Source organism: Novosphingobium sp. fls2-241-R2A-195 (genome assembly GCF_030209485.1).
Lineage (GTDB): Bacteria > Pseudomonadota > Alphaproteobacteria > Sphingomonadales > Sphingomonadaceae > Novosphingobium > Novosphingobium resinovorum.
Genome location: NZ_JARVRY010000055.1, coordinates 1 through 12,362 on the forward strand (window position 1 = coordinate 1; position 12,362 = coordinate 12,362).

13 protein-coding genes and 1 pseudogene are annotated in these 12,362 nt (G+C 60.8%); 5 read left to right on the forward strand and 9 right to left on the reverse strand.

Going from position 1 to position 12,362, the window contains the following annotated elements; genetic code table 11:
• Positions 1 to 529 precede the first annotated feature (529 nt).
• Entirely contained in the window at positions 530 to 2,248 is a 1,719-nt protein-coding gene (locus QRN25_RS26120) for an AAA family ATPase (protein ID WP_285022454.1), read from the forward strand.
• Between the two features lie 3 nt (positions 2,249 to 2,251).
• Complete coding sequence (locus QRN25_RS26125; RefSeq protein WP_155986287.1) at positions 2,252 to 3,070, forward strand: HNH endonuclease; 819 nt, start codon at positions 2,252 to 2,254, stop codon at positions 3,068 to 3,070.
• A 298-nt stretch (positions 3,071 to 3,368) separates the two neighbouring features.
• On the opposite strand, the gene QRN25_RS26130 is transcribed toward QRN25_RS26125, so the two are convergent.
• Entirely contained in the window at positions 3,369 to 3,725 is a 357-nt protein-coding gene (locus QRN25_RS26130) for a hypothetical protein (RefSeq protein ID WP_069709539.1), read from the reverse strand.
• Between QRN25_RS26130 and QRN25_RS26135 the strand changes: the two genes are divergently transcribed.
• Entirely contained in the window at positions 3,726 to 3,998 is a 273-nt protein-coding gene (locus QRN25_RS26135) for a hypothetical protein (protein WP_285022456.1), read from the forward strand.
• Here QRN25_RS26135 and QRN25_RS26140 read toward each other — a convergent pair.
• Positions 3,981 to 4,658, reverse strand: coding sequence for a DUF3320 domain-containing protein (locus QRN25_RS26140; protein ID WP_081799052.1), 678 nt, complete (start codon positions 4,656 to 4,658; stop codon positions 3,981 to 3,983). The genes QRN25_RS26135 and QRN25_RS26140 overlap by 18 nt on opposite strands.
• On the opposite strand from QRN25_RS26140, the gene QRN25_RS26145 reads away from it, so the two are divergent.
• Positions 4,657 to 4,839 carry a hypothetical protein gene (locus QRN25_RS26145; protein ID WP_285022457.1) on the forward strand — a complete coding sequence of 61 codons (183 nt, stop codon included), beginning with the start codon at positions 4,657 to 4,659 and terminating at the stop codon, positions 4,837 to 4,839. The genes QRN25_RS26140 and QRN25_RS26145 overlap by 2 nt on opposite strands.
• 2 nt (positions 4,840 to 4,841) lie before the next feature.
• Here QRN25_RS26145 and QRN25_RS26150 read toward each other — a convergent pair whose 3' ends face one another.
• The 3 genes from QRN25_RS26150 to QRN25_RS26160 all read right to left on the reverse strand — a co-directional run bounded on the left by QRN25_RS26150 (position 4,842) and on the right by QRN25_RS26160 (position 6,837).
• Positions 4,842 to 5,147, reverse strand: coding sequence for an integration host factor subunit alpha (locus QRN25_RS26150; RefSeq protein WP_036526725.1), 306 nt, complete (start codon positions 5,145 to 5,147; stop codon positions 4,842 to 4,844).
• A 694-nt stretch (positions 5,148 to 5,841) separates the two neighbouring features.
• Entirely contained in the window at positions 5,842 to 6,036 is a 195-nt protein-coding gene (locus tag QRN25_RS26155; RefSeq protein WP_008831856.1) for a hypothetical protein, read from the reverse strand.
• 513 nt (positions 6,037 to 6,549) lie between these two features.
• Entirely contained in the window at positions 6,550 to 6,837 is a 288-nt protein-coding gene (locus QRN25_RS26160; protein WP_285022460.1) for a DEAD/DEAH box helicase family protein, read from the reverse strand.
• Positions 6,838 to 7,209: 372 nt separating this feature from the next.
• Between QRN25_RS26160 and QRN25_RS26165 the strand changes: the two genes are divergently transcribed.
• A complete protein-coding gene (locus QRN25_RS26165) occupies positions 7,210 to 7,395 on the forward strand; it encodes a hypothetical protein (protein WP_156799952.1) in 186 nt (61 codons plus the stop codon).
• 93 nt (positions 7,396 to 7,488) lie between these two features.
• On the opposite strand, the pseudogene QRN25_RS26170 reads toward QRN25_RS26165, so the two are convergent.
• The 4 genes and pseudogenes from QRN25_RS26170 to QRN25_RS26185 all read right to left on the reverse strand — a co-directional run.
• Positions 7,489 to 7,757, reverse strand: a pseudogene (locus QRN25_RS26170) (TCP-1/cpn60 chaperonin family protein); the annotation flags it as partial.
• Between the two features lie 200 nt (positions 7,758 to 7,957).
• Positions 7,958 to 8,431, reverse strand: coding sequence for an Hsp20 family protein (locus QRN25_RS26175; protein ID WP_285022462.1), 474 nt, complete (start codon positions 8,429 to 8,431; stop codon positions 7,958 to 7,960).
• 619 nt (positions 8,432 to 9,050) lie between these two features.
• Positions 9,051 to 10,625 (reverse strand): Y4lR C-terminal helical domain-containing protein, encoded by a 1,575-nt coding sequence (locus QRN25_RS26180; protein ID WP_285022464.1) that lies wholly within the window; start codon positions 10,623 to 10,625, stop codon positions 9,051 to 9,053.
• Between the two features lie 215 nt (positions 10,626 to 10,840).
• Complete coding sequence (locus tag QRN25_RS26185) at positions 10,841 to 12,160, reverse strand: site-specific integrase (protein WP_285022466.1); 1,320 nt, start codon at positions 12,158 to 12,160, stop codon at positions 10,841 to 10,843.
• Positions 12,161 to 12,362 lie beyond the last annotated feature (202 nt).

The following is a 12,362-nucleotide window of genomic DNA, read 5'->3' on the forward strand; positions in this document are numbered from 1 at the left end:
GACAGGCCCTCCATGTGCTTGAGCAGGTGCAGGCCTGCCATTAGCCGCGTCGACATGGCCAGCCTGCTCCAACTGAGACGATCAGGCTCGCCTACGTTGAGAGCGGGAACAGAATCGGATTTGGCGTGAACCATGAAGCGAGCGTGTCGGTGAAAGTTATGACCATGACATGACGGATTGGTTGCTAAGGGTCGGGAGCCGACACCGCGTAAGCGTCATCTATCCTCACACTTGTCTCCGATCCGGACATTCCGCAATCGGCCAGTCCAAGGCATCCAGAATGAGGAAGCTGCCGGTCCGCACCTGAGAGCGTAAAAATGGGTGCTAAATGACCGACAAGGTTCGGCTGCGATGGGAAGGCTTGGGACATTTCAGCCATTCGCGAGCATACTCGGAAGCCGTGGGTTTCGGTCGAAGCGGACGTTCGCGGATCCGTGGCAATCGAGTTGGCTTGCGGAAGGTAACGGCGTCCTTAGAACGGCAAGTGAGCCGGAGTTACTGGATCGATTTTCAACAGCAGGTTTTAAGAATGCCCGAAATCATTCCGGCTAACGTCCCGGTCGACATCTACATCGCGAAGGCCCTTGGCCAAGTGGCGGACCTTCCAACGCCGGTCATTGCTATCGTGCCCGTGCACGACAACTGGAACGATTACGGGAGAAACTTCTTCGCGCGTCTTCACATCCGCGCGGAGGGTGTAGAGCCGATAGAGATTCGCATGCGGCTGATGTTCGAGGGTGTAAATCGGAGCGAGTTCGAGTTTACCCGGCTGCTCAATGAGCACGGCGATGTGTTTCTGATCGATGTGGTCGAAACACCGTTCGCGTCGCTGCTCGTCGACGTCGAGCACTATCAACAGGTGATCGGCGCGCTAGGCTTCGAGGTCGGCGTTAGTGCGCTCCGCAAGCTCCACGACGCAACCGTTGCGCGAACGGAAGGGGTAGATCAAGCGCTCCTCGACCTGATCGATGGCGAGGAGTTTCACTTCGGAGCGCTGAGGAACGGAGGAGCCTATGACTCGCTCCGACGGGGGAGCCGCTTCTTCCGGCCAGACATTCCGGCCCCGGTTGAGGATGCTGCGATCAACTTCGTCTTCTCTGCCCACGTGCGCAGCGCTGACAACCTTTACACCCTGCCTTTCCGTTTCAACCGAGATGGCATCTTCCGCGACAGAGCCTCTGTCCTCATCGGAAGAAATGGGGTCGGCAAAACCCAACTGCTCAAGGCGATCGTCGACGGTCTGCATTCGAACCATGCGGCCGGCTTCCTCCGCCCTCACTTCCTACCCGCGTTCCGACCCTCGCGGGTTATTGTCTTCTCATCTGTGCCTACCGACCCGTTCCCCCGCTGGATTGGACCATGGCACGGCATCGACTATGAATATTTCGCGGTGAACGCATCCGGCGAGGAAGGTGCCGATCCGCTGCTCGTCGCACTTGTAGCCTGCAAGAAGTCGGAGGATCGGAATGGATTCGGCGAGAACCGGGACATGTCGCGTCTGGACGTGGTCGAGGCCGCGCTCGACGCGATCGGACTGTGGGACCGGCTGCACCTTCCGCTACGCCCCAGGCGCCCGGGTGACGAGCTTCCACACGTCATCGAACCGGGAAATCAGAGCTATTTCCCGATCGGTAGGCGGCTCAGCGAGCAGAACACCATCCGGCTCATTCAGCAGATCGACTGGAACCGTCCGGCAATCGTCCTCGACGAGCAGATGGAGCCTCGCCGGTTGAGCAGCGGCGAATACGCAATGCTGCGCTTTGCCGCCCAATCGGCGGCGGCGATCGAACAGGGCAGTCTCCTGTTGCTCGATGAACCTGAGACCCACCTACATCCAAACTTCGTGTCCGATCTAATGGAGATCTTGGACAACCTGCTGCAATCGACGAAATCAATCGCGCTGATCGCTACGCACTCAGCGTACGTGGTACGCGAGACTCCGCGCGTTCGGGTGAACATCCTAACGCTGGAAGGCCGTGAGATTCGAATCGACACACCGCGCATGCAGACGTTCGGCGCGACGATCGACAGCATCTCGCAATTCGTTTTTGGCGATACCAGCATCTCGCACCGATACCAGAAGACGCTCTCGGACTGGGCCGACGGCACTGGCCGGCATCTAGGACTTGACGGCGTGATCGAGGAGTATGGAGCCGAACTCAATTCGGAAAGTCTGTCTTTCATCGCGCGCAGGCTCGCCCAACCCCCAACAGCGGAGCCCGCCCCGGAAGAGCCGCAGGCGTTTTGAACGATGCAACATCTTTCCATGCCGGCCACCGCAGCCGAGGACGAAGCGGTCGTGAGAAAGCTCGCCAAGAAGGCTGAGTGGAAGCCGCATGAGACTGACTGGCTCACCGCCTACCAGACATACCGCGCGAACAGCGGCAGCCCCTTCGCCGTCAACGCTCATGATTTTGGTCCTGGCGTCGGCAAGCGACAATATGACCTCTATGACAGTCGCAAAGGCTCCGGCGATCTGAAGCGAATGCGTCAGAAGGCGGGTCTGAAGTCATGCCCGGTCTGCGGATCGCCGGTGACCGGCGACCTCGACCACTATCTGCCCCGCGACATGTATCGCGAGTTCTCGATCATGCGGGCCAACCTTGTTCCCGCATGCCGGCATTGCAATTCCGGCGTGAAGGGCACGACTGTCCATGGAGGGAATCCGCGTCGCTTCATTCATCCGTATTTTGACACCTGGGCGGCCGATGCTCTCTGGGACGTCGAGATCGTCCCTCCCTACAACGCAGCGACGTTCAGGCCTCGCGTCATGGCTGGACTTCCGGCGCCGAGGGATCAGATCGTCGCCTTTCACCTCGACAACGTGCTTGGCACGCAATTTCACCTCTCGATGGCGACTGATTGGTCGACCCTCCCCGGCCAGATAAAGCTGCGGGACCCCATCCTCAGTCTCCAGAGCGTCACGGATCAGATCGGCCTCGAACTGCGCGTTGCTCTGATGTCCAGGGGCGTCAACAGCTGGCAGGCTGCGTTGATGCGCGGGATTTTGGCAGAACCGGCAGCGATTGCGCACCTCCTTCAGGAAGCTATCGTAGCCCTGCTGCCATAGGCAGCTCTTCGGCGGGGTTTGAGATCACCCCCCATCGCCCCCTGACAGCGGCCCACAGGCCATGTGAACTCGGTAGCCGGAAATAAATATAAGTCAGCCTCTGGCATATTCGGCGGGGCGAACGAGCAGCAGAGAATAAGGCTAGTTGCTGCTCAGCAGCTTTAAGGCAGGCGAACGGAGGGGTTTGGAGAAAGCGGTTGTTCGCACCACTGCCGACGCATAGCGTATATTGGTCGGCTGCCGATGGTCTCCTTGAAAGGAGAAGCCCGGCAGCATCACGCCGCCGGGCCTCACTGGTTCAAGCCGCCTGAGGCAGCGCCTGTTCGGCTTCGGCGGGGGCGGCTTCAGCCCCTTCCGTCGCCTCGGCCCCGGCTTCCTCCTCATCGCAAAGCGCGGCCAGACGTGCGGCCCGTTCGGCGCTGCCGACCCCGCCCCGTGCCGTGTAGGCGCTCGCCGGGAAGGCCATCCAGCGCGGCACCCAGCTCTCGCGCTTCCGCCTGCCATTGGTCCCGGTCAGGCAGCCACGGATGATGCCCCGCTGGACCTTGCTCGTCGCCTTGGCGTTTTCCGCAGCGACCTGATTACCCGCAACCTCGACCAGCAGATGGCCCATCACCTCACGATCGCGCACCGCATCGAGCATGGCAACGCCCATGTGCTGGCCCAGCAATTCGATGATGCCTGTTCCGACGTCCAGCGTTTAGCTCATGACCACCGCAAGGACGCGCATGACATCGGCATCGTCCATGGCGATCAGCCGCTGAACCAGACCGCAAATGCCCTTCCCATCGGCATCGCCGCCGGCGACTGTGGCCGTCTCGGCATCCAGGCCAAGCAGGGCCAGAACCTCGCGTCGCCGGGCATCGAACAGACTTCCGACAGGCAGCCCTCGACGCTCTCGGCCACCGCATCAGTGGGTGACTTCTGAGGTTCGATCCGCACCGTCCACAGCCCCGAACCCATGATGACATGCGCCACCATCACCCGCAGCGACAGGCCGGTATCCTCGACCAGCTTGGCCCGGACGGCAGCATGCCTGCTGGATTCTGCCGCCTGCGCGCTTGAGACCCCATGCCGATCGGATACGTTCGATCACCTCGTCGATATGGACAGGTCCCTCGATCCGGACGGCTTCCTCGACGAGCGCGGCGAGAACCCCGACGGCGGTTTCGTGCAATTCGCCGTCGTGGAATGCCGGACGAGAGATAACGGCCTCTATATAGAGGTTGGCACTTGCCGCCTCAGCGACTTCATCCGCGCAGATGATGCCCATTTCGGTTAAGTCCTCGCGCTCGACGCTGTAGATCTCGAACCGTGCGGACCGGTTGGCCTCTGCACCGGCATCGGCGTCATGCTCGGCTTTGGCCGCTTCGATCTTGGTGACGATGGCATCGATCTGCTCGTTGGGGCGATAGAACCAGTCGGTGCTCCACAGCCGATGGATCGTCCATCCGTGGCTCTCGAGCACGGATTGACGCAAGCGGTCACGCTCGCGCGCGGAGCGCGCATCATGATAGGCGGCGCCATCACATTCAATGCCGAGAAGGTAACGCCCAGGGGGTTCCGCGTCAGCGACGGCAAGGTCAATGAAGAAGCCGTTCCGATCCGCCCAGGCTCAGACTGCCGCTCTTTCGGCCCGAGTCCGCGACGCCGACCGCGTCCATAGCGCCGCACCCGATCAAATGCCAAAAATGCGCGCGAACCGTCCACGCGGCAGTGTGAAGCCGCGCAGCATGGCGATCGCGTTGCAGAGCAGGTCGCTGATCTGAGATCAGTCCAACAAGGGAGCGACGCGTGCTCGCAGGATGGTGCTCGGGTTAAAGGTGACGACGCGCCTCGCGCCTACAACCGCCTCCTTGCCAGTCTTCGGGTTGCGTCCGACCCGCGGCCCCTTATCGTTCAGCAGGAACGTGCCGAAGCCGGCAATCTTCACGTTCTCGCCACGTTCGAGAGCAGCGGCCATCTCCTCAATGATCGCATCGACCATGTGATTGGCCTTGGTGGAAGATATCCCTATGTTTTTCTTGATCGCTTCGGCGATCGCGGCACGAGTGAGGCTCTTGTACTCTTGATGCACGGGGATCTCCTTCGGCGCGACGAGAACGCGCCAGCAGATCGATAGCATACCGCTAGTAAACGATTTTTCCACAAGGGAGATGGGTGCGCCGGTCCCCTGCAAGCCGCCGCACCCGGGCGGCTCGGTAGCGATGAATGCGCGGGGATCAACGCACTTGTGAACGCAGCGCCGCTATATGCGGCCGGTCCATCAATATCATTCGTTTGCAGCTCGGCGGAATGGGGTGGCCGCCGGGGCGAGCGCGGCGGGTTTCCTCCCGCCGCCGCGCCCGTGACCCATGGTCAGGCTGGGCTTTAGAACTTTTCGGAGGCAGAAGGTGCTGAGCAATTCTCCGCAGTTGAGCTAGTTCCCTTCGCCCAAACGAAGATGGATGGAGAATCGACCGAAGGGCGGTAGATCTCGCTTTCAATCAACGGTGGGCCCGCTTTGCTCGGCCAAGGCACATAGCCTTGCCTGCACTTAATCATCCGCACCTCGTTGCTGCCATCCCAGATCACGCTCATTCCATGGCAGGGACCGTCATGGAGCTGGACGGACTTGCGGAACACGATCATCTCCTCTGACTATGATTTAAAGACCGATTTTCAAACTCTTCGGCTTACCTTTGTTCCCGAGCTGCGGCTACGGCAGTCCGGCGAGGCCCGCTTCAACCATCGCTTTCCAGACCTCGGACGCCTTCTCGGAAAACTGGCCTTCATACCTGTCGGAAAAGCCGCCGATGGCTCCTCCCGCCTCCCATTACCTCGGTGGGGTAGAGGATCGCGGCCAGAGCCACGCGCGCCTTGGGAAGGAAGTCCTCCCACATCGGCCGCCCCTGATACATTGTATTCTCCGGGAAGCCGTTCTGGCTGCAGAGCGCGCGGACGATCCGCTCGAGGACAGTTTTCATGCGGTACCTATCTGCGAGAGGTACGCCACCATTTCTTCGATGCGAGCCGCTAATTCGAGCACCGCAGTGGCGGCAGTTCCCGACATAGTGCGAGCCATCCCATTCCGGCTTTATGTGACAATGGCTGTTGAATAGGCACCAAATCCTGCGGATCATTGCGCTGCCCCTCTCGGCGGCCTTCACTCTGATGACCGTGACGAGCGCGATAGCACAACAACGGATGTTACTTTGTCTAGGGCTATGTGCTGCGGCGTGACTTACAGTGTCGGCGCGCTACGATGCCAGCATCACGGCTTGCGGCGTCGCATTAGGTGAGCTGTTGGCAACATTTTCCGGAACCTCGTTGCTCAGGGGATCGCCGGAATGAATTGCCCGGCGCTATGATCATGATGGAATGAGATATTCTCATTTCCGGACCACCGGCAATCCTGTATCGTCCGCTCGCGACCTGAGGGTTTGCTGTAACCCGAACCTTGGCCCGGCCTCTCCAGAGCGCCGGGCCTTTTCGCAGCATCAGTCGGCGGGTGCCTTCTCGGTTGCTCCCTGATCTGGACCAGGACGTTCCAACACCCTTGTGCTGAGCCCCATGATCGCCATGGCCAGACGAAACATGATGATCAATCCGCCGACGATGTAACGCAGGTTGTTCGGCTTTCCGCCTTCGTGGCCGCCAACTGGCGTGATGGTGTCCTGGTCGCGGTTGGGCAATGTCATCTCGGGGAATACGCACTGTAAAAAGGCGAAGTGGCCCGGCCGCATACCGGTGGGAGAGAGCATGCCGGGCCACAGGTGCAGGAACACCTGATGCGCTCAAGCCGCAGAAACTGAATTCGTTCCCATCGCAGTTCGCCCGCCAAATGTCCGCGCTGGCGCATTTGCATTTCCATCAAGATCGCTGATCTGAAATGCCCGTTGAGGTCTGCTTCACCCCAGGATCTACCTGAGATGGAGATTGACAGGAGACACGGGCACCGCCTCCTCCTGCATCTGCCATGATGAAGGCTTCTAGCATCGGTGCAAGGCGCGCACCTCCCATCACAGTTCAGACAGTGCTCATCGCCGTGCACACGCCCATCCGCTTCAGCATTGCCGGCTGGCCAGGATCGATTGGCGCACTTCGACGTTCGCAGTGAGGCTGGAGCAGCGAGGTGTAACATGGAAGCGAATTCGGAAATGACCGAATGGCTGCGGAGCAGAGATCTGCTCGAGGCCAACGGCGACACCTCCAGTCTGCTCGATCTTGCCCAGCACGGAGACAAGGCCGATCGTGACTTCGCGCTGTCCCGCATCGCTGCCCTTGCTCAGGGTCGAGGAGCGACCACCGCGCGGCTGAAGAGCATGCCGCAGCTTTGGGATTAGCAAATGGCCTGGTGACAGACGTTTAACTGGTGCGTGCGAGCGCATGGTCATGCCGGCGGCGACAGCCTTTGAGCCCTCGCGCACGACCGCCTAGGCCAGCACGGTGGCGGTGGTAGTGCCGTCGCCCGCCTTGTCGTTCTGCTTGTTCGTCACCTCGCGCAACATCTGCGCGCCCATATTCTCGATCTTGTCGGCAAGCTCGATTTCCTTGGCGACGGTGACGCCGTCCTTGGTGATCCGGGGAGCGCCGAAGCTCTTGTCGATGACGACGTTTCGGCCCTTGGGACCAACGTCACCTTCACTGCATTTGCCAGCGTATCGACACCGAAGCCTCGGAAGACGTCGTCGAACAGCCGGTTCATCTCGCGGTGGAGCGAGAGCTATGGGTGAGTATCATTGTCGCGGCCGCGCTCGGCGCTGACCTGGACGGGGAGCCGGTTTTCCTGCCGGCTCCAGGGAATGAGATCACGAAAAGCCATGATGCTCATCTCCTTTTCTGGCTGGAAGAGGCACGGCCTGCCGGCCCGCTTGAAACGGCGCCGGCAGACCTTTTGAACCCGGATCAGGCCGCTTCGCGGACCTCATCCCTGGGCGCCTCGATCTGATCCGGGGCAGCTTTGCTACCGTTGATCTCGATCCGGCGCGGCCTCATTGCCTCGGGGACAACGCGCTTGAGCGAGATGCTCAGCAGTCCGTTCTCAAAACGGGCATTGCCAGCTTCCACGAAGTCGGCAAGCTGGAAGCGCCGCTCGAATGCGCGTGTGGCAATGCCGCGATGCAGATACTCGCCCTGATCGTTGTCTTCGGCACGCTTACCGGTGACGGTGAGCAGGTTCTGCTGAGCCACCACCTCGATGTCCTCGGGGCGGAAGCCAGCAACCGCCAGCGTAATGCGATAGCTGTCGTCACCTTCTTTCAGAATGTCGAAGGGCGGATAGCCATCTTCATCGCGTGCGCCTGCCTCGAGCAGGTTGAACAAGCGGTCGAAGCCGACCGTCGAACGCCGATAAGGCGTAAAGTCGAATGCAGTTCTCATTTCCAAATCCTCCAAAGAAGCGATCTGGACATGAGTTGCGCCAGTACAGGAGAGCTGGCGCCCTCGATGTCCACCGGACCCGAACAGCGGCGCCCGGCGAGTGGGACTTAGGAAGGGAATTTTTCCAGTTCAAGACCTTCCTACGCGCAAATGACGAGTTTTCTGCTCCCTTCGCTCCCGCCTGATATTTGCCGCAGTTGGCAAGGTGATGGCCGGCAATCGGCGTCCGTTCGCCTGAGTTTCGCCGTCACCGTTTCTAGCGGGATCAATGTGAGGAGATCCGACGACGCTTCAGCGCGACACTCCATCGTCCGTAAGAGATTAAAGCGTCGCCACCACCCGTTGAACCCACACCCAGCCCCAGTCATAAGCGGACTTACCGCTGATGGGCTCGCCATTTTCCAGATTGAGCGTCTTGAATGGGCGCGTACCTACTCGACCGCTGTCTGGCCCTTCGATGACCGGGTACGGCGTGAGCTGACATTCTCTTGGGCCTCGCCGGAATGGCGTAAGTTGGTCGAGTCCGGAACAAGAAATTTTGGCGTGATGTCATATAGGACGTGTCCGGTCAGGCCGCGCTTCTGAGGCGAGCGGACGAGCCTCTGTGGAGTGCGCGGCGTCAGGTCCGAGCAGCTTCCACCGTCTGCACGGCAATGAACCGCGCAAGCGGTATTTCGGTGAGAGGGCGCTGCGTCGCCATCTCACGAGCGACAAGCGCCATTTCGATCCATTGCGGATCGTCGCCCTCACCTCGCTGCGCGAAAGCACTCCAGGCGACAACACCGGCCCAAAACGCGCGCTTCGGTTCCAGCACCGTGTCGATAATCGCGGCGATGCGGTCCTCGATCTTGCGCTTCCCTTTGATCGCTAATGTGACGTCGTCGCCATTTTCGAACCAGGACTCGAGTTGAGGATTGATTGCCAGCCAGCGGCCAGAAGCGCGCACGGCCCTTTCAACCGCCTTGGAATTGCCCGCTGCCTCGTCCACGCCCTCGAGCATCGAGGCAACAAGATCATGCACAGATATAGCCCTGGGCGCTACATCCGAGAGCCCGATAAGCGTGATAGCCTGAACGAGACCAAACGGGGGCGGCGAACTGGCCGAGCCATCCGCGACGGCGCTGCTCAGGAGCAGCGCAGTATCCTCAGCTGTCGCTTCATGGAGCGACATCTCCGACGCGATGTGGCCGAGCATGTCTTCGATCTCAGGCCTGCTTAGCGAGGCCGCGACCCAGGCGTCGCGCACACCATGCCCCTGCTTGATCAGAATCGAAACCAGCGCGTTCTTTCTGCCCTGCTTGATAGATGCGAATATGTTTTGGGCCCCTGCCCCATCCCGCTCGGATATCAGGAGCTCCCTGACCTGGATCGCAGGGCGCTTCTCGGACACCGATCCAGCAACGCGCGCGGCTTTGATGATCGCATCGATCGCACGGCGCCGATCTTCGGGCACCCAGTTGCGGATCAGCATGAGGTTCGTAACCGACGCTGCCGATACCAGCCCTTGGCCGGCGGTCTCTTCGATCATCGAGGCTAACGGTGTCGCGACCGCAGGTTCTGCAAGAAGCCACCCGATCGCAGCCTCGCGCAGACTGGACTCGTCAGCGAGGACAAGTCCTTCCAGGAGACTGAGTTGCAGCCCGGCAGGCATGGCAGCCGTCAATTCGGCGAACTGGCTGTGGATCAGGAACGCATCGCCCTCACAGGCTTTCACCAGGTCCTTCAACATCTCGTCAACATCGGGCGGCGGGAGATTGCGCTGGCTGGCTCCGGTCTGGATCATCGTGTGATCCATTGCGCTGCGTATATCGTCCCCCACCTCGACGCCGGCCCGCGAGAACGCCGAGACAAGCGCCAGCGCTGCCGTCGCCGCGAGCTTGCCGGTACGGATTTGCTGAGCGATCGCGGTCCTGACGTTCTCTATGGCCATGGTCGCATGGCCGCTCCCGGCCTCACTTCGCTGCCGCAGCTGCTCCAGGGTGTTTCCAAGCATGAAGGAATAGGCGTGATGCATCATCGCGTCAGGTCGCTTCTTGCGCCCTTCGGCGCCCGCGAGGTCAACGATGAGCAGTAGGGCTTCTGGCTGCTCCGCCAGCATATCTGCGATGCTGTGTGCGCCAGGCGACAATGCCCCTGAGCGGATATCGTCGCGAACCATCCGCGCGATCTGTTGAATGGCGGCACGTGGCGTCACGATTGATGCTCCTTTCTCGCAGGGGGATTGCGTCATCGGTACAACTGCCGGCGGGGCGACGACAATCGCATTTTGCCCCGGCCGGAATATCAAGGTTGGCTCGATAAAGGCAAAGAGCACGTTCGTGCACGCATCAGCGCCGCAAGGGCGCTGCTGCGAGGCGCACCCGCAAGGGGATGCGCTGGCGCGTCGGCGGGCGCCGCGCTGAGTAGCGACTAGGCGCCGCTTAGATCATCATCTTCGAATGCCACGGGCACAGGCTGCCGGCGCCGCTTAGGCTTGACCTTGCGTACATTCACCGAGGCGGCGCTGATCATGTTCTTGATGTGCGCGGCGTAGTGCTTCTGGATCATCTCGACGCTGGTACGGCAGTTACGGGCAACCGCGTAGACATCGGCGCCTTCCATGAGGCGCAAACAAATGTACGTGTGGCGCAGCGAGTACGCGGTCCGCGCTTTGCCATCCCGATCAAATTTCAGCTCCGCCCTGGCAAGCACACCGTTGAACAGCTTCACGTGATTGCCTGGGAAGACTTTGTCGGTCGGCTTCGGAAGCTGAGCCTCAGGCGCTTCAGGCGCCTCATCAATTCCGGCCCGGCGCCGTCGCTGCGCCGCGCGGCGACTTTCCCCTTGCACGGGCCTCGGACGATTGAGCAGCCGCTCATAGGGGCGCACGGCATTGGGCATACTTTTGCAGAAGCCCACCCCTCGCTTGCCGCGCACTTCGATTTCCAGGATCTGCTGTCCAGTCTCATCGTCGATGACGATCTCAACGTCGCGGTGCTCAAGGTTGGAGGCTTCATCGGGCCTCAGGCCGGTATTGGCCATGAACAGGACGTAATCATGCACCTGCTGCGCGTTCCACGCAAAGTGCGCGTGGAACGGCTCCCTGGCATAGGCCCCAGTGGCCTTGTAGAGCTGCTTGTATTCGGCGGGACTGAACCAGGGCCGATGCTCCACCTTGCTCGAAGCGCGATAAGGACTGGAGATGTCGGGCAGGTGCGACAACCAGCCATGGCTGACGGCGGTGCGCAGCACCTGGCGCAGCGTCACGATTTCGTTGTGAAGGGTTTTTCGCGCAGGCGCCTTGTCCGAGACCGGGCGATTGCTCTTCGAATGCGGATTGGCGATGCCCCGCGACGACATCCGGTGCACCCGGTACTCCTGCACTTTACCGCCCGTGATCTCGGAGAGACCAAGCTCCCCAAAGAACGGCAGCAGATGCACGCGAAGACGAATGCCGTGCCCCTCCGTCCAACGCTTGCTGCGCTGGCCTTCGGTAATGATCTCGTATTCGCGAAGGAACTGGGCAGCGGCTTCCTTGAAGGTCTTTTCGGTCTTGAGGATACCGGCATGCAGTTTGCCGCGCAGACCGAGATACCAATCCTCGGCAACCTGCTTGGCCAGCGATACGCTGTCCGTCCTGGTGGTGGCCCGGTGCTGCCTGCCACCAACCGATGCGGAGCAATGCCAGTTGCCGCCGTCGATGCGCCGGTAAACCTGGACCTTTCCGCCTAAGATCTCGTGCCTGTGCATGACAAACCGCCAGTGCTGCAAGGGGAGCCTGGGCAGGAATGTCTCACAAATCGCAAAGCTGCGCAAATGTGCTAGCGTTGTGCTAGGCACATCGAGCCCCTCGCCGATTTCGCCGGTTGCCTTAAGCTGCTGTTTTGATTGTAAGTATTGGTTGCGGGGGTAGGATTTGAACCTACGACCTTCAGGTTATGAGCCTGACGAG